We start from the raw sequence: 18,469 nt of genomic DNA, 5'->3' as shown, positions 1-18,469 counted from the left end.
CGGGGGCCCGCAGACGTACCGGGACCGGTCGGCGTCAGCCGTTCATCGCGCCCTGTACCGGCATGTACGTGCCGCCCGCGATGAAGATGCCGCTGCCGGCCGGGCCGCCGCCGCTGTTGGCGGGGAGGCGGATGCCGAACAGCTCGCCCTCGGACGGGGCCTGGGGCGTCAGCAGCAGGCCGTTGCGGGACTTGCGCGCCTCGACCGCGAAGCCGCGGTACTGGCCCGACAGGCTGTCCGTCGAGCCGGCCGCGATGAGACCGATACCGCCGTCGGCGCCCTTGCGCACGACCGTCTCCAACGCCTCGTCCAGGCGCGTGTCGTAGAGGAGTTCGGCGTCGTCGGCGATGACGACGTACGAGCCGTTCGGGGCCTTGGCCACCAGCTCCTCGAGGTCGTCCTCGCGGCTGTCGGCGTTCAGCACGCCGAGCACCCCGTCCCGGCCCTCCAGATCGCGCAGCGGCGAGCGGCGCGGGGTGACCAGGACGACCGGCGTGCCGGAGCGCAGCAACGACTCGGTGGCGGCCAGCAGGATCGTGGAGCGGCCGGACTTCGGCGGGCCCGCGATGACGAAGCCGGGACCGTTCTCCTCCAGGTCGATACCGACGGGGTGCAGTTCGTCTCCGCCGACGCCGATCAGCGCCCAGAGCGGGGACGACGGGGCGAACTCCGGGTCCAGCGCCAGCGCTTCCGAAGCCGTGATCCGGGTCGGCAGCGCGTCCACCCGCAGCGGGCGTCGGCCCGCCGGGATACGGCCGTAACGGCTCCGCGCCTCCTCGGCGATCTCGCGCAGCGCACGGACCTGCGCCTGACCCGCCGGGTCCTCGGCGAGCAGCCCGATCTGCGTCTCGTCGACACCCGTGTCGGTGATGCGCAGGGCACGGCCGGGAGGCATGTTCTTCGGGACCTCGCGGGCCTGCAGACCAGCCGTGGAGTAGTCGTTCGGGTCGGCGAAACGCATCACCAGGCGGTCGGCGAACGCCGAGGAGACATGGCCGCTCAGGCCGCTGCGGTCGGCCGTCATGACCACCTTCAGACCGACCGCCGAACCTTCACGGAAGATTCGCTGGGCCAACTCGAGCAACTGGCCGTAGTTGTAGCTCTCGAAGGTCGACGCGAAGCCCTCCCAGCTGTCCAGCAGCAGCACCATCCATGGCAGTCGCTCCTCCGGGGTGGCGCCCGCGCGCTGTTCGGCCGCGCTGGACGCGCCCTCCATCGCCAGCAACTGCTGGCGGCGCGCGATCTCGGCCAGCAGGCGCTCGATCAGGCGGCGCACCCGGTCCGGCTCGTCACGCGTGACGATCGCGCCGACGTGCGGCAGCCGCATCAGCGGCAGCAGGGCGTTGGACCCGCAGTCGATGCCGTAGACGTGCACCTCGTGCGGGGACGTGGAGCGGGCGAGCGAGCCGGCCAGCGTGCGCAGCGCGGTGGAGCGGCCGGAGCGGGCACCGCCGAGCAGCAGGGTGTGCTCGCCGTGCACCAGATCCAGCGAGAGCGGCTTGCGGCTCTGGTGGGCGGGCAGGTCGACCAGGCCGTACGGGATCGGCGCGACATCCGCGCCGGTCTGCGGGGCGTCGCCGTACGCGGCGAGCTGGTCCAGCGTGACCTGCTCGGCCAGCGGCTCCAGCCACGGGCTGCGCTGCTTGCCGAAGCCCATCCGCTCGGACCCCTCGCGCACCGCGTCCACCAGGACGGCCAGGTCGGTCACCATCGTGCCGTCGTCCTCGGCCTCCTGCCGCCTGGGCAGCGGGCGGGCGTAGGAGTTCCAGGCCAGCGCCGTCAGAGTCGCCTTCGGGCCGGTCTGACCGGTCGCCGGGCGACGGCCACCGATACGGGCGGACTGCACACCCACCAGGGACTGGGCGCCCGAGCGGACGTACATGCGGCCGGGCGTGGACTTGGCGATCGCGCCCGAGTCAGGGGCGTCGATGACGTCCATCGACTCGGAGGCGTCCGTCACCCGCAGCGCGATCCGCAGGTTGGTGTTGGCGCGGATGTCGGCGCTGACCACACCCGCCGGGCGCTGCGTGGCCAGGATCAGGTGCACGCCCAGGGAGCGGCCCCGTCGGGCGATGTCGACCAGACCGGCGATGAAGTCCGGGAGTTCGGCGACCAGGGACGCGAACTCGTCGATCACCAGCACCAGCCGGGGCATCGGCTCCAGCTCCGGGCGGAGCTTGCGGGTGTCGTTGTAGTCCTCGATGTCCTTGGCGGCCGCGTCGAACAGGATCCGCTCGCGGCGGTGCAGTTCGGCCGCCAGGGAGGCCAGAGCCCGCTCGGTGAGGTGGGCGTCGAGGTCGCTGACCATGCCGACGGTGTGCGGCAGCCGGGCGCAGTCCATGAAGGCGCTGCCGCCCTTGTAGTCGATGAGGACGTAGTTCAGCGCGTCCGGGCGGTTGGCCACCGCCAGCGAGGCGATGATCGTCTGGAGCAGCTCGGACTTACCTGCACCGGTGGTACCCGCGACCAGGGCGTGCGGACCGTCCCGGCGGATGTCGAGCACGAACGGGCCGTCGGCGGCGACACCGATCGGCGCGGACGTCGTCGAGCCGCCCGCCTGCCAGATGCGCTCCACGTCGACGCCCGTCGGATTGGGCATGTCGAGCAGGTTCAGCAGCCGCGCCGATGTGGGCAGGGCCGCGTCGGCGTCGTCCCGGCTGACGTCACGCACGGGTGCGAGGGAGCGGGCGAGCAGCTCGCACCACTCGTAGCTGACCTGGTCGGCGAGCACCTCGCCGGCGGACTCCAGGCCGTAGCCGCGGACCCGGACGTGGTGGGCGGCGTCCGGCGACCAGGCGACGACCGCCTTGCACTCCTCGGGCAGCAGACGCTCGTCCTCGTCGATGCACAGGGCGAGGATGCCGTACTGGGGTCCCTCGGTGAGGAGTTGGGGAACGCCGGGGACACGGCGCAGCAGGCGGGCGCCGTCGAGGACCAGCAGGATGGTGGGGTCCGGGTACAGCTGGCCGGTCATGTTGTTCTGCTCGCGGGCCGCCTTGCGCCGGGCCAGCTCGTTCAGCAGCTCGTTCACCCGGCGGGTGATGCCCTCGGAGTCGAAGCCGACCAGGGCGATGCAGTCCTGCCCCTGGTCGGGGTTGGTGTGCGGCAGCCAGTGCACCCAGTGCCACTCGGCACCGGCGGTGGGGGTGGCGGCGAGCGAGACGAAGGACAGGTCCCGGGGGCTGTGCAGCACCGCGGCCTGCACGCTCAGCCAGCGGGCGGTGGCCATCGCGCGCGCCCGGTCACCGGCGACACCGACCACCCCGAGCCGGCTGAAGGGCAGGGTGACGGGCACATCCGTCAGCAGGGGCGGCTCCGGGCGGTCCTCGTCGTAGCCCGAACCGCCGCGGCCGAGGACCAGTTCGACGTCTGACGGCAGGCCGCCCACGCCGACGCGCAGCTGCATGGCGTCCGGGTCGGTCAGCCGGCGCTCCCACAGGCGGCGGCGCGGGCCGGTCGCGAAGAGCAGGATCTCGGCCGGGTCGGGGCTGTCCTCACGGCGGGCACGCTGCTCGTCCTTGGCGACGACGGCCAGTTCGGCCTCGTGCTCGGCGAGGTCCTTCTTGTACTGCCTGAGGGAGGTCTTGTGCTTCTTCTTGCCCTCACGGTTCTCGCTGAGCCACTGGCCCAGCATCATCATCGGGCTCATCAGACAGAACAGCAGCATGTAGATCTGCTTGGTGAGGAAGTACATGCCCACGCCGAACAGCAGGGGCATGAACGCCATGATGAACTGGAACCGGGCCCGCTCGCCCTTGGTGGGCGGCACCGGCACGACCAGCCGGCGGCGGGGGCGCAGCGGGGAGAGCCGCGGCGGCCGGTTGTAGGCGAGGCCGCCCTCGCTCATCGGGGACAGATGCGCGTCCGGTTCGACCACCCGGTCCAGGACCAGCAGCGAGTCACCGACCCGTACGACGCCGCCGAGCGGCCACGCGGTCTGCCCGGTCACCGTCTCGTCGTCGAGCCGGACCTGCGCCTCGCCCTCCGGCGCGAGCGTGACGTTGCCCTGCAGATCGATGGTGAGGCGCAGTGCGACCTGCGGCAGCGAGGCGTCCGGCAGAGGCAGCGAGCAGGTCGGGGCCGCGCCGACGGTGGCTGCTCCGACGCCGAGCCGGACCACGCGGCCCGAACCCGGACCGCCGGCCACCCGCAGTTCGTACTGCCCGACCGGCTCACCCTTGCGCAGCAGCGGCCCTATGGAGTCGTCCACCGAGACCCGCATGCCGTCGCGCAGCACGGTGGTCGCGGGCACCGCCGGATCGCACGGCACCCCGTCGGCCCACAGCACCGGCGCCGCGGCCACCGCTGTCCCGTAACCCGGCATGCCTGCCGTCGGCGCCGGGTGCAGGGGCACCACGTTGCCGGCCGTGCCGCCGTGCGCCATGACGGTCGCGCCGGTGGCCGTCGACAGTGCCTCGGCGACGTCGCCGGCCGTGGCCGTGTCATCCGTGACGACAACGACGTCCTGCGGCTCACCGCCCTCACGCACGACCGTGACCAGCGTCTGCATGGTCGTCATCCTCCCCGTCGGCCCCTGGGGCCGCGTCCGTCTCCACCGTCACGAGCCGGTTGCCGGTCCCCGCACGCCGTCATCCCCGTCGCGATGCGCTGCGCGCCGGGGAAGCGATGTGGTGGGGTCCTCGTCGTTCGCTATCGCAGACACAGTAGTGACAACGGGAGCCGGTGGGAGTGACGGGGGCGTGAAGGCATCGGGGTCGGCGCGGCCGAAGCGGGGCAGGGCGGCACGCAGCGGCCTGCGCTACGAGCACCGGCCGGGACGGACGGCGGGCGACGCGAACACCGGGAAACGGGACCGAGGATGGCTGCTCGGCTGTCTGACGATCCCGGTGGCTTTCCTCGCCCTCCTCGCGCCCGTGCTCTACCTGGACACGGTCTGGGGCCAGGACATCCGGGCCTCGCTCGCGCCCGCCTGGCCGGGAGGCGCGTACTCCTTCGCCGGATGCGTCGGAGCGCTGGCACCGCTCGCCCTCCTCGCCTTCGTGGCACCGCTGACCCGGTGGGACCGGACGAAGAGCCGGCTCACGTCCCTGGCCCTGCTCCTCGCCGCGCTGCCCGGGCTCGCGGCCGGGTGGCTGCTTGCCGGGATCATCGCGGCGACCTGGCGGCCCCGGCACCGACGGGACTGGAACGGCAGTTGCCACGCGCGGGGCGGCCCCTGCTGGGTCCACGACGTGTACCCGTTCCTGTGGGCCGCCGGGACGGCCGCGACCATCGTGGTCATCGCGCTGCTGATCTGGCTCTTCGCCCGGCACGTGCGCCGCACCAACGACGCGGCACAGGTCGCCGGCCACGCCGATTCCCCGGTACATACGGCGACTTGAGCCACGCCAGCGGAATTTCCTGCGCCACTACCCGACCCGCGACAGCCGTGCCTGCGGCCTGCCTTCCGCGTCGCTCTCCGACGTGTACGTCAGGTCGTCACCGGTGGGCGTGATGCGGACGGTGTGCGCGGCCGGGTTGCAGCCCTGGTGGTTGGCCTTCGCCCCCACCGACGTCGCCACCAGCTCCTTCTTCGTCACCCGCCGCAGTGTCAGGACGTCGTCGCAGTGGCCGCCCAGTTGGTCGGTCTGCCGCAGCGTGCCCAACTCCTCGCCCACCGCGGCCCGGTGGACGGTGAGCCGGAAGGTGCCGAGCGGCAGAGTGCCGTCGAGCGCGGTGGCCTGCCCCTCCCAGGTGCCGACGTAGCGCACCGGCACCGTCCTCGGCGAGGCCGTGCCGGTGTCGGCGGGGGTGGAACCGTGTCCGGCGGACGGCGCGCTGCCTCCGTCGCCGCCGCGGCTGCCCGGCATCAGGTCGAACAGGAACGCCGACCCCACGGTCACCACGGCCAACGCTCCCGCGACCGCCAACGCCACCGAGCAGCTCAGCAGCCGGCCCCGGCCGCCCTCCCCCGGGACGGCCGCCGCGGCGACGGTGAGGGAGAGCTTGCCGGCCGGCGAAGCGGTGGCGGCGGATCGCGTCCCGGCCGCGGGGGCGAGGGCCGACTGGTCCGGCGCAGGCTCCTTGTCCCCGGACGGCGCCCGCTTCCCCGCGGTGTCGCCGTCGCCGGGCTCCGGCCGCTTTCCCCCGGACTCGACGTCCCCGTAACTCGTCTGCCTCCCGGCGGACTCGACGTCCCCGGGCTTCGGCTGCCTCCCAGCCGGCTCGACGTCCCCGTGTCTCTGCCTCTCCCCCGTCCGCGGTACGGCGTCCAGGGGCGGTGCCGGGGACGGGATCGCGTCGGGCTGCTTCTCGGGGGGCGTCTCCACCACGGGTGCCGGCATGACCGGGGGCGGGCCGAACCGTCCCACGATCGCCGGGCTGCTGAAGCCGACGGGCCCGGAATGCGCCGAAGCCGTGCCCTCCGCGATCGGCTGCGAGCCGCCCGCCGCGCCGCTCTCCGCCTCCGCCGCCGTCTCCATGTTCAGCAGCCGCACCACACTGCGGCTCACCTGCTCCACGAGCGGGCCCGGCAGCCAGCCCCCGGAGATGAGGGCGGCCGCGCCACCGGGGGCGAGGAGGCCGGCGATGCGGGACGGGGCGGGGCGCGCGTCCGGCTGCTTGGTGAGGCAGGCGCCGACCAGGTCACGCAGGTCGCCGGAGAGGCCGTCGAGGCGGGGCTCCTCGTGCACGACCTGGTACAGCAGCGCCGCCGAGGAGTCCCCGGCGAAGGGCGGCTCCCCGGTCGCGGCGTACGCCAGGAGCGCGCCGAGCGAGAAGACGTCGGCCGCACCGGTGACGGCCTTGCCGAGGATCTGCTCCGGGGCCATGTAGCCGGGTGAGCCGACCGACACGCCCGTCGACGTGAGGGAGGCCGTGCCATCGGTGGCGCGGGCGATGCCGAAATCGATCAGGAGAGGGCCGTCCAGGGTCAGCAGCACGTTGGACGGCTTGACGTCCCGGTGGACCAGGCCCAGCGCGTGCACGGCCGTCAGCGCCTCGGCGAGGCCCGCGCCGAGCGCGGCGACCGTGGCGGGCGGCAGCGGGCCGGACTCCGCGACGGCCGCCGCGAGCGACGGGCCCGCGGCGTACGCCGTGACGACCCAGGGGACGGCGGCGTCCGGGTCGGCGTCGAGGACGGGGGCCGTCCAGGCGCCGCCGACCCGGCGCGCGGCCTCCACCTCACGGCGGAAGCGGGCGCGGAACTGCTCGTCCAGCGCGAAGTGCGGGTGCACGATCTTCACGGCGACGGTCCGGCCGCCGGTGCTGCGGGCCAGGTAGACCCGGCCCATGCCGCCGGAGCCGAGACGGCCGAGGAGGCGGTAGGGGCCGACGGCTGCGGGCTCGTCGGCTGCGAGCGGCTGCAGGGCGATCACCGTTCACGTCTCCCCCCGTGCGGGCATGTACGCCTCGGTCAGGGTAGCCCTCTGTGCCTGCGGCGCCGGGGGTTGTCGTCTGCGGGTTGCAGGGTGGCTGGTCGCGCCGTTCCCCGCGCCCCCTGTATGCCTGCGGCGGCCCCTTTCCGTCCGGTGGCCGGTTGCGGTCTCGCCTGCGGCTCGTTGGGGGTCGGGGCCTGGGTGGGGCGGTGTCCGTCCTCGGTCCGGCCGGCCGTTGCCGACGAACGGCGCCGTTGCCCGGTGCCGGACGCTGCGGGCGGGCACCCCCCACCCCGGCCCCTTCCCGCCGTACGCGGGTGCGCCTACGCCCCCAGCAACTGCACCCTCACGTCCGCCGGGAAGCCTGTCGTCGGGCCGATTCGGCGGGCGAACTCCGTGACCGCTGCCAGTTGGTCGGGACCGAAGCTGAAGTCGAGGGTGGTGAAGTACTGGGCGAGGGTCTGCTCGTCGAAGGCTTCCCAGCGGGCGGCCTGTTCGGCGACCTTGGTGACCTCCTCGAGGGACAGGTTGCGGGAGGCGAGGAAGGCCTCGTGGACCTGGCGGGTGATCGCCGGTTCGCGGGCGGCGTAGTCGCGGCGGGCCGCCCAGACGGCGAAGACGAAGGGCAGGCCGGTCCAGTCCTTCCACAGCTGCCCGAGGTCGTGGACCTCGAGGCCGTAGCGCGGGCCGTCGATCAGGTTGGCACGCAGGGCCGCGTCGCCGATCAGGACCGCGGCCTCCGCCTCCTGCATCATCAGGCTGAGGTCGGGCGGGCAGGTGTAGTAGTCGGGCTGTACGCCGAACCGTTCCGCCAGGAGCAGTTGGGCGAGGCGGACGGACGTGCGCGAGGTGGAGCCGAGGGCGACGCGGGCGCCGTCCAACTGGTCGAGGGGGACCTGCGAGACGATCACGCAGGACATGACGGGGCCGTCGCAGCCGACCGCGATGTCGGGGAAGGCGATCAGGTCGTCGGCGTTGCGCAGGAACTCGACGAGCGTGACGGGCCCGATGTCGAGGTCGCCGCGGATCAGCCCCTCGCTGAGCTTCTCGGGCGTGTCCTTGGTCAGCTCGAAGTCGAGGAGCGTGCCCGTTCTCGCGAGCCCCCAGTACAGGGGCAGGCAGTTGAGGAACTGGATGTGGCCGACACGCGGCCGGGTGCGAGAAATGTCCACATCGCGAGACTAGACCTCATCGGCCACCCCGCCACCGGCGACCCCGGCGGCGCGTTACGTCAACCGGCCGCACCTCTTTCAAACCTTCGAATGAAGTGATCTTGACCTCTATTGCTTCCGGGCCTCCACGTGCTAGGCTCGCCGCAAGTTGCAGTTTGGTTTCCCTTGCAGTACAGAGCCTGCGGAGCATGTGACCGCGGGCTCTAGTCGTTTTCAGAAGAATGCATGACGTGTTTTCACACTTGCAGGTTCTGGAGCAGGGCAACCCTTTGGGCCCAAGGAGGGCTTATGGCTACCGGAACCGTTAAGTGGTTCAACGCCGAAAAGGGCTTTGGCTTCATCGCCCAGGAAGGCGGCGGCCCCGACGTCTTCGTTCACTACTCCGCGATCAACGCCTCTGGCTTCCGCTCCCTCGAGGAGAACCAGCAGGTCAGCTTCGACGTGACCCAGGGCCCGAAGGGCCCGCAGGCGGAGAACGTCACTCCGGTCTGATCGCGTCCTAGCGCAGTACCCAAGGAGCCCCGCGCCATCCGGCGACGGGGCTCCTGCCCTTTCCGGGAGCGCCTCCCGGATGAATTCCCGCCGAATTCGGCTCAAATGTGCTGCATGATCAGGACGAACTTCGTCCCCGGTTCCACCGCCTCGTACGTGTGCGGCACGTCCCCGCGATACGACATGTAGTCGCCCGGCCCGAGCTGCACCGCTTCCCCGCGCGGCCCCGCCTGCATGCGCCCGGCGCTGACGACGATGTGCTCCACCGTCCCCGGAATGTGCGGCTCCGAGTCGCGTACCGTGCCGGGCTCCAGGGTCACCGCGTAGATGTCGCGCCGGGCGCCCGGCGGGCTCGCCGACAGCAGGGTGGCCAGATAGCTGGACTGCTCGGAGTGCACGGTGGGTCCCTCGCCCGCGCGGATCACGCGCACGGCCGGCGCCGGCGCCTCCACCAGCGTGCTGAACGGCACTCCCAGCGCCACCGCCAGCGCCCAGATCGTCTCCATGCTCGGGTTGCCGCTCGCCGCCTCCAGCTGGGACAGCGTCGACTTGGCGATCCCGGCCCGCTTGGCCAGCTCCGACAGGGACAGACCGGCCCGGACGCGCTCACGCCGCAGGCTCGCGGCGATCCAGTCCAGAGGCAGGCGCGGCGGGGTCGTGGCACCGTCGGCAGTCATGATCCTGTTCGCTCCATCAATACGTTCGTTCGCCTTGACGAACGCCCTTCGGGCCGTTCATCGTAGAAAACATGCGTTCGCTGCTCCGAACACCATCGTCCATCCTGGCACCTCTCACGCGCGACGCCTCCCTCGTGTGGGTGGCCAGCGGAGTCGTCGGTGTGTCCTTCGGCGCCGTCTGCGTCGCGGGCGGCCTGCCGATGTGGGTTCCGGTGGTGATGTCCCTGGTGGTGTACGCCGGGTCGGCCCAGTTCAGCGCGGTCGGCATCCTGCTCGCCGGGGGCGGGCCGCTCGCCGCCGCGGCGACCGGGCTGCTGCTCAACACCCGCACGGCCGCCTTCAGCCTCGCCGTGGCCGACGTGATCGGCACCGGCCGCCTGGCCCGGCTCGTCGGCGCGCACCTGGTCACCGACGAGACCGTGGCCTTCGCCCTGGCCCAGGCCGACCCGGCGCGCCGCCGGGCGGCGTTCTGGATCTCCGGCATCGGCCTGTTCGCCGTCTGGAACCTCGGCGTGCTGTGCGGCGCCCTCGCCGGCACCACGCTCGGCGACACCGCGACCTACGGCCTCGACGCCGCCTTCCCGGCCGTCCTGGTCGCCCTGGTGCTGCCCGCCCTGCGCGCCGACTCCGCCGTACGGCGCAGCGCTCTGCTCGGCGCCGCGCTAGCCGTGGCGGCGACCCCGCTCGTCCCGGCCGGCGTGCCCGTACTGCTGTCGCTCGCCGGGCTTGCCGCCCTGAAGGGGGTACGGCGATGAACGCGACCGCCGCCATGATCCTCGCGCTGGCCGTGGGAACGTATGCGCTCCGGCTGGTCGGCCCGGTGCTGCACGGACGCGTCACCGTCCCGCCCCGGCTCCAGGAACTGCTGTCCACCGGCGCGGTCGTCCTCCTCGTCGCCCTGCTGGCGACCGGGGCGCTGACCGAGGCCGGGGGCTTCGCGGGCTGGGCGAGGCCGGCCGGCGTCCTGGCCGGCGGCGTCCTCGCCTGGCGCCGCGCCCCGTTCGCCGTGGTGGTTCTGGGCGCCGCAGCGACCACCGCACTGCTACGCGCTGCGGGCCTCGCCTGACAGCGGCCCGGCCTCACAGCGGCACGACTGCCCGCAGCTACGAAGGACGGCGGCCCGCGGCCGCGCGCACCACGATGTTGCGGCACCCGCCGCCCGCCACGGCGTTGGTGCAGGCGCCGACGGCGGGAAGGGGACGGGGTGGGGGGTGTCCGCCCGCAGCGTCCGGCACCGAGACACTGAGCCCTCGTCGGAAACGGCCGGCCGGACCGAGGACGGACACCCCCACCCCGGCCCCGACCCACAACGCACCGCAGGCGCGACAGCAACCGCCCACCGGACAGCAACGGGCCGCCGCAGGCACAAAAAGGGGCGCGGGGAACGGCGCGAGCAACCACAACGCAACCCGCACAGGCCGCCGCAGGCAACCGCGAGCAACCACAACGAAACCCGCACAAGCCGCCGCAGGCAACCGCGACAAGCCACAACGCACCCGCACACGCCAACGCACCGCACCACACCCCGAACAGCCCCTATCGGTACCGCCGATGACCCCATCGGCAGGACCCCCCACTGGCCCGTGGACCGCCCCCCGCCGCGCTCGTAGCGTCGTGGACATGACCTCATCGCAACGGGGCACGGCCCAGCTGACGACCGCGATGGTGCTCTCCGGCACCCTCGGCGTCTTCGTCGTCGAGTCGGGCGCATCGCCCTTCAACGTCGTCTTCTTCCGCGTCCTGTTCGGCGCCCTCGCCCTCGGCGGTTACGTGACCGCCCGCGGCTGGCTGCGCCACCACGGCTTCACCCCGCGCACGCTCGGACTCGCCGTCCTCGGCGGGGTGTTCATCGTCTTCAACTGGGTGTTCCTGTTCGAGGCGTACGAGAACACCTCGATCTCGGTCGCCACGGTCGTCTACCACACCCAGCCCTTCTACGTGGTGCTGCTGGGCGCCCTCCTCTTCCGCGAGCGGCTCACCGCCGCCAAGGTCGGCTGGGTCGCCCTCGCCTTCGCCGGGCTGGTCCTCGTCTCCGGCGTCACCCCGGCCGACTTCGCGAGCGGCGGGACGTACGTCCTGGGCGTCGGCCAGGCGCTCCTCGCCGCGCTGCTGTACGCGCTGTCGACGCTGGTCACCAAGCGGATCACCGGGGTTCGCCCGCATCTGATCGCCCTCGTCCAGGTCGTCGTCGGCATCCCGCTGCTGCTGCCCTTCGCCGACTTCGGGGCGATGTCGGGCACCGGCTGGGACTGGGGCTGGCTGGCCGGCCTCGGCCTCATCCACACCGGCGTGATGTACGTCCTGATGTACGCCGCGTACGCCCAGCTCCCCACCGCGAAGATCGCGGTGCTGGCCTTCGTCTACCCGGTGGTCGCGATGGTGGCGGACTGGGTGGTGTACGGCCACCACATCGGCCCCGTCCAGGCGCTCGGCGTCCCGCTGATCGTCCTGGCGAGCCTGAAGGTCACTTTGGCCCGGGTCCCGAAGTCCACCCTGGCCCGGACCCCGAAGGCCACCCTGGCCCGGACCCCCAAGGCCGCCGCGGCCCGGACCCCGAAGGCCACGGCCCGGACGCCCGAGGTCACCCCCGAGGTCACCCCTGCTCGGACACCAGCCGCCGTGCCCGCTCCAGGAACAGCCGGGCGTGCGCAGGCAGCCGCTTCCCGGCCCGCCACGCCAGCTGCGTCGAAAGCGTGAACGGCGGCTGCCACTCCAGTCGTACCAGCGAGCCCTCCGCGAGTTCCGCGGCGACCGTCACCTCGGGCAGCAGACAGATCCCGAGGCCGGCCGCCGCCGCGCGTTTGGTGGCCTCGATCGTGCCGAACTCCCGGAACTCCACGGCCGCCACGGCGGTCAGCTCCCGCTCGAACAGATCCCGGTAGGCGCAACCGGGCTCGGTGGCCAGCAGCGGCTCGCGCACCAGGTCGGCGACCGTGACCTCACCGCCGTACAGCCGGTGTCCGGGTGCCGCGACCAGCGCCAGCGGCTCGACGGCCAGCACCTCGCTCTCCAGGCCCGGGTGCTCGGTCGCCTCCTCCATCAGGAAGCCCAGGTCGTAGGTGCCCTGCCGCAGCGCCCGCCGGGTCTCGTCGCCGAGGGTGGGGCGCAGGGTGAGGCGGACCTTGGGGTAGCGGTGGTGGAAGTACTCCAGCAGGGGCGGCAGGCGGTAGTTGGTCAGCGACTCCATCGTGCCGACGGCGAGCGTGCCGGAGGGCTCCTCGGTGCCGGCGACCGCCGCGCGCGCCTCCTCGGTCAGCTCGATGATCTGCCGGGCGTACGGCAGCAGCCGCTCACCGGCATCGGTGAGCCGGATGCGGCTGCCGAGCCGGTCGAAGAGCTGGGTGCCGAGCGCGTCCTCCAGGGCGCGGACCTGGGAGGTCACGCTGGACTGGGCGTAGTTCAGCTCGGCCGCCGCCCGCGTGAAGCTCAGCACGGTGGCGACCTTCTCGAAGGTGACGAGCAGCCGTAGTTCCATCAGCTCTGGTCGTCCTCGCCGCGCTCCTTGCGGCGCAGCTCCTCCTCGCGGCGGCGCAGGTCGGCCTCCCACTCCTTGAGCAGGGCCTCGTCCTTCTTGTTCTCTTCCTTGAGCGACTTCAGGAAGTCGGGGTTGTCGTCGGGGGCGACCCACTCGGTGCGGTGGCCGCGGTGCCATTCCGAGGGGGTGGAGCCGCCCGCCGGGCGCGGCCCGCGCTGCTTCCCGGCCACCAGCCAGGCGACCGGTCCGACCAGCACCTCGCCGAAGAGCAGGATGATGATCACCCACACCACCTTCGGCAGTCCCCGCACCTCCTCCTCCGGGGTGTTCAGGCAGTCGATGAAGGCGTAGATCCACAGCGCCAGCACCAGCAGGTACGGCAGATACCTGAGCATGGACGGGAAATCCCCCAGGAGACGGCGGGGGGCGCACGAAGGGCCCCGGTGACGGGCTCAGACTAGCCCGTGGCCGATACTGGGACGCATGGCTTACGACGATCTTCGCTCCCTGCTCAGGGCGCTGGAGCGCGAGGGCGACCTCAAGCGCATCAAGGCCGAGGTGGACCCGTACCTGGAGGTCGGGGAGATCGTCGACCGGGTGAACAAGGCCGGTGGGCCCGCCCTCCTCTTCGAGAACGTGAAGGGCGCCTCCATGCCCCTCGCGATGAACGTCTTCGGCACCGACCGGCGTCTGCTCAAGGCCCTCGGCCTGAAGTCGTACGGCGAGATCTCGGAGCGGATCGGCGGCCTGCTGAAGCCCGAACTGCCGCACGGGTTCGTCGGGGTGCGCGAGGCGTTCGGCAAGCTCGGCGCGATGACCCACGTACCGCCGAGAAAGGTGAAGGACGCCCCGGTCCAGGAGGTCGTCCTCACCGGCGACGACGTGGACCTGGAGCAGCTGCCCGCGCTGTTCACCTGGCCCAAGGACGGCGGCTCCTTCTTCAACCTGGGCCTGACCCACACCAAGGATCCCGAGTCGGGTGTCCGCAACCTCGGTCTGTACCGCCTGCAGCGCCACGACAAGCGCACCATCGGCATGCACTGGCAGATCCACAAGGACAGCCGCAACCACTACCAGGTGGCCGCGCGGCGCGGTGAGCGGCTGCCCGTGGCGATCGCGTTCGGCTGTCCGCCGGCCGTGACGTACGCCTCCACGGCCCCGCTGCCCGGTGACATCGACGAGTACCTTTTCGCCGGGTTCGTCGCGGGCAAGCGGATCGAGATGGTCGACTGCAAGACGGTCCCGCTGCAGGTGCCGGCGCAGGCGGAGGTGGTGCTGGAGGGCTGGCTGGAGCCGGGCGAGATGCTGCCGGAGGGTCCGTTCGGCGACCACACCGGCTTCTACACGCCGCAGGAGCCCTTCCCGGCGCTGACGATCGACTGCGTGACGATGCGCAGGCGCCCGCTGCTCCAGTCGATCGTGGTGGGCCGTCCCCCGACGGAGGACGGGCCGCTCGGCAGGGCGACGGAGCGGTTCTTCCTGCCGCTGCTGAAGATCATCGTCCCGGACATCGTGGACTACCACCTGCCCGAGGCCGGCGGCTTCCACAACTGCGCGATCGTCTCGATCGACAAGAAGTACCCCAAGCACGCGCAGAAGGTGATGCACGCGATCTGGGGGGCGCACATGATGTCCCTGACCAAGCTGATCGTCGTCGTGGACTCCGACTGCGACGTGCACGATCTGCACGAGGTCGCCTGGCGCGCCCTCGGCAACACCGACTACGCCCGTGACCTCACGGTCGTCGAAGGTCCCGTCGACCACCTCGACCACGCCTCCTACCAGCAGTTCTGGGGCGGCAAGGCGGGCATCGACGCGACGAGGAAGTGGCCCGAGGAGGGCTACACGCGCGACGGCGGCTGGCCGGACATGGTCGAGTCCGACCCCGCGACGGCGGCCCTGGTGGACCGCCGCTGGAAGGAGTACGGCCTGTGAGCAGCGCGTCCGCCGCGATCCCCCAGCCGGGACGCACGAAGGCCTTCCTGCGCCTGGTGATGATCGAGCACTCGGTCTTCGCCCTGCCGTTCGCCTACATCGCCTCCCTGACGGCGATGTACGAGTGGGACCACAACATCCACTGGGCCCGGTTGCTGCTGGTCACGATCTGCATGGTCGGCCTGCGCACCTTCGCGATGGCCGTCAACCGGATCATCGACCGTGAGATCGACGCCCGGAACCCGCGCACCGCCCACCGGGAGCTGGTCACGGGCGCGATGTCCGTCCGCCACGCGTGGACCGGCGCGCTGGTCGCCCTGGTGGTCTTCCTGGGCGCGGCCGCGCTGCTGAACCCGCTGTGCCTGGCGCTGGCCCCCGTCGCGGTGGTCCCGATGGTGGTCTATCCCTACGGCAAGCGGTTCACGAACTTCCCGCAGGCCATCCTGGGCCTCGCTCAGGCGATGGGCCCGATCGGCGGCTGGCTGGCGATCAGCGGCGAGTGGTCGTGGACGGCGGTCATTCTGGGTCTCGCGGTCGGCGTCTGGATCGGCGGCTTCGACCTGATCTACGCCTGCCAGGACGTCGAGACCGACCGCGAGATCGGCGTGATGTCGGTCCCGGCCCGCTTCGGCATCCCGGCGGCCATCTGGGGCGCGCGGGCCTGCCACACCGTCACCACGGCCCTCTTCGCCTGGTACGCGGTGGTCACGCACGCGGGCTTCTTCTTCTGGCTGGGTCTGCTGATCGTGGCCGCGGCCTTCGTCTACGAGCACACGATCGTCCGCCCCCATGACCTCACCCGTCTGAACAGGGCGTTCTTCCAGGTGAACGGCTTCATCGGCATCGCGCTGTTCCTGTGCGCGCTGATCGACCTGCTCGTGCGGGGGCTCACCGTCTAGCACGAGCGGTACCGGTCCGGAACATCGCGCTGTTCACCGGTACGCTCAAGATGTGAACGCAGGGAAATCGCAGCGCACGCCTTGGATCGTGGGGGTGTCCGGGGCATCCGGGACGCCGTACGCGGCCGCCGTACTGCGGGCGCTGATCGCCGCCGGGGAGAGCGTCGACCTGGTGGTCAGCCGGGCCTCGCGGCTCACACTGCTCGACGAGACCGGCATCTCCTTCCGGGACGCGCACTGGCGTGACGACCTCACGCAGTGGCTGGCGCGAGGCGCCGACGGCAAGCCGGACAGCTTCGCCGCGGACGTCTCCGACGTGCGGTACTGGAGCGCCGGCGACCTGGCCGCCGGGCCGTCGTCGGGGTCGTATCCGGCCAAGGGCATGCTGATCGTGCCGGCCTCCACGGCCTGCGTCGCCGGCGTGGCGCTCGGGCTGTCGAAGGACCTGCTCCAGCGGGCGGCGAGCGTCACCCTCAAGGAGCGCCGGACGCTGGTCGTGGCCGTACGGGAAACCCCCTTGAACGGCCAGACGCTGCGGCACCTGGTGGCCCTGGACGACGCGGGCGCGAGTGTGGTGCCCGCCTCGCCGGCGTTCTACGCGGGGGCGACGCACATCCAGGACCTGGTGGACTTCGTCGCCGGCCGCGTCCTCGACGCCGCGGGCGTCGAACACGGCCTGTACCGCCGCTGGAAGGGCGAACTGCGCGGTGGGAACGGCTGAGCGGAACGAGCGACTTTCTCGAACTCCCAGAACTCTTCAGCGGAAGGCTTTCAATCGCATGGACGCGGTGGACAGGCAGCTCATCCAGGCTCTGAGGGAGAACGGCCGGGCCTCGTACGCGGAGCTGGGGCGCCTCGTCGGCCTGTCGGGCCCCAGCGTCACGGACCGTATCAACCGGCTGGAGGCGGCCGGTGTCATCACCGGCTACCGTGCCACCGTCGACGCGGCCTCGCTGGGTCTCGGGGTCACGGCGCTGATCGGTATCTCGCTGTCCGACGCCGCCGACCACGAGGACGTGGCGCGCCGGCTGAAGGACCTGCCGGAGATCGAGGACTGCTGGTTCATCGCCGGCGACGACTCCTACATGCTCAAGGTGCGCGCGACCGACGTGGACGGCCTCGAGAAGATCATCCGGCGGCTGTCCGGGACCAGGGGTGTCTCCCGCACCCGTACCACCATCGTGCTGTCCACGAAGTGGGAGAACCGGGTCGGGGAGCTTCCCGAAGAGGTCTAGGGATACCGTTGGCGGTGCTGTCTTCAGAAAGGTGTTGGCATGGACGTCGGGCTCAAGCGCGAGCTGGAGGAGAAGGTCCGCTCCGGTGAGCGGCTGACCCGCGAGGACGGCATCGCGCTGTACGAGTCGGACGACCTGGCGTGGCTCGGCGGTCTGGCGCACGAGGTGCGGACGCGGAAGAACGGTGACGTCGTCCACTTCAACGTCAACCGGCACCTGAACATGACCAACGTGTGCACGGCGTCCTGCGCGTACTGCTCGTTCCAGCGCAAGCCGGGCGAGAAGGACGCGTACACGATGCGCATCGAGGAGGCCGTCAAGCTCGCGAAGGCGATGGAGTCGGAGAACCTCACCGAGCTGCACATCGTCAACGGCCTGCACCCGAACCTGCCGTGGCGCTACTACCCGCGCTCGCTGCGGGAGTTGAAGGCCGCGCTGCCGGACGTGTCGCTGAAGGCGTTCACGGCGACGGAGATCCATCACTTCGAGACGATCTCGGGGCTGACCGCCTCCGAGATCCTCGACGAGCTGATCGACGCCGGGCTCGAGTCCCTCACGGGTGGTGGCGCCGAGATCTTCGACTGGGAGGTCCGGCAGCACATCGTGGACCACCGCACGCACTGGGAGGACTGGTCCCGCATCCACCGGCTGGCGCACGAGAAGGGCCTCAAGACGCCGTGCACCATGCTGTACGGCCACATCGAGGAGCCCCGGCACCGGGTGGACCACGTGCTGCGGCTGCGTGAGCTGCAGGACGAGACCGGCGGTTTCCAGGTCTTCATCCCGCTGCGCTACCAGCACGACTTCGTGGACATGAAGGACGGCAAGGTCCGCAACCGCCTTCAGGCGCGGACGCAGATGGCGACGGGCGCGGAGGCGCTGAAGACGTTCGCGGTCTCCCGGCTGCTGTTCGACAACGTGCCGCACGTGAAGGTGTTCTGGGTGATGCACGGTGTGCAGACGGCCCAGCTGGCCCTTCAGCACGGCGCGGACGACATGGACGGTTCGGTCGTCGAGTACAAGATCACGCATGACGCGGACAACTTCGGTACGCCGAACAAGCTCACGCGTGAGGATCTGCTCGAGCTGATCCGTGACGCGGGGTTCCGGCCGGTGGAGCGGAACACGCGGTACGAGATCATCCGGGAGTACGACGGGCCTGACGCTGCGCGTCGGGAGTCGCCCCAGCCGATGAGGGTTTGATCGGCTCGTTCTCGGGTGCGGTGGCGGGGGCTGGTCGCGCAGTTCCCCGCGCCCCTGAGGTGGGT

The 18,469-nt window shown here is 71.6% G+C and carries 16 protein-coding genes; 10 read left to right on the top strand and 6 right to left on the bottom strand.

Annotation, left to right across the window (positions count from 1 at the left end):
• Positions 1-34: 34 nt before the first annotated feature.
• Positions 35-4,510: an FtsK/SpoIIIE domain-containing protein gene (locus ACZ67Q_RS24340; RefSeq protein ID WP_471185685.1), complete on the bottom strand. Its 4,476-nt coding sequence runs from the start codon at positions 4,508-4,510 to the stop codon at positions 35-37.
• Between the two features lie 190 nt (positions 4,511-4,700).
• Between ACZ67Q_RS24340 and ACZ67Q_RS24335 the strand changes: the two genes are divergently transcribed.
• Positions 4,701-5,342: a hypothetical protein gene (locus tag ACZ67Q_RS24335; RefSeq protein WP_471185682.1), complete on the top strand. Its 642-nt coding sequence runs from the start codon at positions 4,701-4,703 to the stop codon at positions 5,340-5,342.
• Positions 5,343-5,369: 27 nt separating this feature from the next.
• On the opposite strand, the gene ACZ67Q_RS24330 is transcribed toward ACZ67Q_RS24335, so the two are convergent.
• Both ACZ67Q_RS24330 and ACZ67Q_RS24325 read right to left on the bottom strand, forming a co-directional pair.
• On the bottom strand, positions 5,370-7,307 hold the full coding sequence (locus ACZ67Q_RS24330; RefSeq protein WP_471186145.1) for a serine/threonine-protein kinase: 1,938 nt from the start codon (positions 7,305-7,307) through the stop codon (positions 5,370-5,372).
• 332 nt (positions 7,308-7,639) lie between these two features.
• A complete protein-coding gene (locus tag ACZ67Q_RS24325) occupies positions 7,640-8,488 on the bottom strand; it encodes a menaquinone biosynthetic enzyme MqnA/MqnD family protein (protein ID WP_471185680.1) in 849 nt (282 codons plus the stop codon).
• A 288-nt stretch (positions 8,489-8,776) separates the two neighbouring features.
• Here ACZ67Q_RS24325 and ACZ67Q_RS24320 point away from each other — a divergent pair, with 288 nt between their 5' ends.
• On the top strand, positions 8,777-8,980 hold the full coding sequence (locus ACZ67Q_RS24320; protein WP_003992177.1) for a cold-shock protein: 204 nt from the start codon (positions 8,777-8,779) through the stop codon (positions 8,978-8,980).
• A 101-nt stretch (positions 8,981-9,081) separates the two neighbouring features.
• On the opposite strand, the gene ACZ67Q_RS24315 is transcribed toward ACZ67Q_RS24320, so the two are convergent.
• Positions 9,082-9,657 (bottom strand): helix-turn-helix domain-containing protein, encoded by a 576-nt coding sequence (locus tag ACZ67Q_RS24315; RefSeq protein WP_471185677.1) that lies wholly within the window; start codon positions 9,655-9,657, stop codon positions 9,082-9,084.
• Positions 9,658-9,728: 71 nt separating this feature from the next.
• On the opposite strand from ACZ67Q_RS24315, the gene ACZ67Q_RS24310 reads away from it, so the two are divergent.
• The 3 genes from ACZ67Q_RS24310 to ACZ67Q_RS24300 all read left to right on the top strand — a co-directional run bounded on the left by ACZ67Q_RS24310 (position 9,729) and on the right by ACZ67Q_RS24300 (position 12,354).
• Complete coding sequence (locus ACZ67Q_RS24310) at positions 9,729-10,412, top strand: AzlC family ABC transporter permease (protein ID WP_471185675.1); 684 nt, start codon at positions 9,729-9,731, stop codon at positions 10,410-10,412.
• Positions 10,409-10,723, top strand: coding sequence for an AzlD domain-containing protein (locus ACZ67Q_RS24305; RefSeq protein ID WP_471185672.1), 315 nt, complete (start codon positions 10,409-10,411; stop codon positions 10,721-10,723). Before ACZ67Q_RS24310 ends, ACZ67Q_RS24305 begins: the two co-directional genes overlap by 4 nt.
• Positions 10,724-11,277: 554 nt before the next feature.
• On the top strand, positions 11,278-12,354 hold the full coding sequence (locus ACZ67Q_RS24300; protein ID WP_471185669.1) for a DMT family transporter: 1,077 nt from the start codon (positions 11,278-11,280) through the stop codon (positions 12,352-12,354).
• Here the strand turns inward: ACZ67Q_RS24300 and ACZ67Q_RS24295 are convergent.
• Both ACZ67Q_RS24295 and ACZ67Q_RS24290 read right to left on the bottom strand, forming a co-directional pair.
• Positions 12,251-13,132 carry a LysR family transcriptional regulator gene (locus tag ACZ67Q_RS24295; RefSeq protein WP_471185667.1) on the bottom strand — a complete coding sequence of 294 codons (882 nt, stop codon included), beginning with the start codon at positions 13,130-13,132 and terminating at the stop codon, positions 12,251-12,253. The genes ACZ67Q_RS24300 and ACZ67Q_RS24295 overlap by 104 nt on opposite strands.
• The gene (locus ACZ67Q_RS24290) at positions 13,132-13,527 is read right to left on the bottom strand and encodes a PLD nuclease N-terminal domain-containing protein (protein WP_471185665.1); all 396 of its coding nucleotides are present in this window, start codon (positions 13,525-13,527) and stop codon (positions 13,132-13,134) included. The genes ACZ67Q_RS24295 and ACZ67Q_RS24290 overlap by 1 nt, the downstream gene beginning before the upstream one ends.
• An 88-nt stretch (positions 13,528-13,615) precedes the next feature.
• On the opposite strand from ACZ67Q_RS24290, the gene ACZ67Q_RS24285 reads away from it, so the two are divergent.
• From ACZ67Q_RS24285 to mqnE, 5 genes are read left to right on the top strand one after another with little or no spacing between them, the layout of a single operon-like run.
• Entirely contained in the window at positions 13,616-15,067 is a 1,452-nt protein-coding gene (locus ACZ67Q_RS24285) for a menaquinone biosynthesis decarboxylase (protein ID WP_471185662.1), read from the top strand.
• Positions 15,064-15,966, top strand: a complete 903-nt coding sequence (mqnP, locus tag ACZ67Q_RS24280; protein ID WP_471185660.1) for a menaquinone biosynthesis prenyltransferase MqnP — start codon at positions 15,064-15,066, stop codon at positions 15,964-15,966. The genes ACZ67Q_RS24285 and mqnP overlap by 4 nt, the downstream gene beginning before the upstream one ends.
• Positions 15,967-16,018: 52 nt before the next feature.
• A complete protein-coding gene (locus tag ACZ67Q_RS24275; RefSeq protein WP_471185657.1) occupies positions 16,019-16,687 on the top strand; it encodes a UbiX family flavin prenyltransferase in 669 nt (222 codons plus the stop codon).
• A 58-nt stretch (positions 16,688-16,745) separates the two neighbouring features.
• Positions 16,746-17,201, top strand: a complete 456-nt coding sequence (locus tag ACZ67Q_RS24270; protein WP_437046545.1) for an Lrp/AsnC family transcriptional regulator — start codon at positions 16,746-16,748, stop codon at positions 17,199-17,201.
• 39 nt (positions 17,202-17,240) lie between these two features.
• On the top strand, positions 17,241-18,404 hold the full coding sequence (mqnE, locus tag ACZ67Q_RS24265) for an aminofutalosine synthase MqnE (protein ID WP_471185654.1): 1,164 nt from the start codon (positions 17,241-17,243) through the stop codon (positions 18,402-18,404).
• Positions 18,405-18,469 lie beyond the last annotated feature (65 nt).

Source organism: Streptomyces sp. NPDC036813, from assembly GCF_055609245.1.
Note: the sequence above shows the minus strand (reverse complement) of the source record. Positions and strands in the feature narration are given on the sequence as shown.

Bases quoted from the DNA above. Each gene is read 5' to 3' on its own strand.
- ACZ67Q_RS24340 (WP_471185685.1), bottom strand. From the start codon at position 4,510: ATGCAGACGCTGGTCACGGTCGTGCGTGAGGGCGGTGAGCCGCAGGAC.
- ACZ67Q_RS24320 (WP_003992177.1), top strand. From the start codon at position 8,777: ATGGCTACCGGAACCGTTAAGTGGTTCAACGCCGAAAAGGGCTTTGGC.
- ACZ67Q_RS24315 (WP_471185677.1), bottom strand. From the start codon at position 9,657: ATGACTGCCGACGGTGCCACGACCCCGCCGCGCCTGCCTCTGGACTGG.
- ACZ67Q_RS24310 (WP_471185675.1), top strand. From the start codon at position 9,729: ATGCGTTCGCTGCTCCGAACACCATCGTCCATCCTGGCACCTCTCACG.
- ACZ67Q_RS24305 (WP_471185672.1), top strand. From the start codon at position 10,409: ATGAACGCGACCGCCGCCATGATCCTCGCGCTGGCCGTGGGAACGTAT.
- ACZ67Q_RS24300 (WP_471185669.1), top strand. From the start codon at position 11,278: ATGACCTCATCGCAACGGGGCACGGCCCAGCTGACGACCGCGATGGTG.
- ACZ67Q_RS24295 (WP_471185667.1), bottom strand. From the start codon at position 13,132: ATGGAACTACGGCTGCTCGTCACCTTCGAGAAGGTCGCCACCGTGCTG.
- ACZ67Q_RS24290 (WP_471185665.1), bottom strand. From the start codon at position 13,527: ATGCTCAGGTATCTGCCGTACCTGCTGGTGCTGGCGCTGTGGATCTAC.
- ACZ67Q_RS24285 (WP_471185662.1), top strand. From the start codon at position 13,616: ATGGCTTACGACGATCTTCGCTCCCTGCTCAGGGCGCTGGAGCGCGAG.
- ACZ67Q_RS24270 (WP_437046545.1), top strand. From the start codon at position 16,746: ATGGACGCGGTGGACAGGCAGCTCATCCAGGCTCTGAGGGAGAACGGC.
- mqnE (WP_471185654.1), top strand. From the start codon at position 17,241: ATGGACGTCGGGCTCAAGCGCGAGCTGGAGGAGAAGGTCCGCTCCGGT.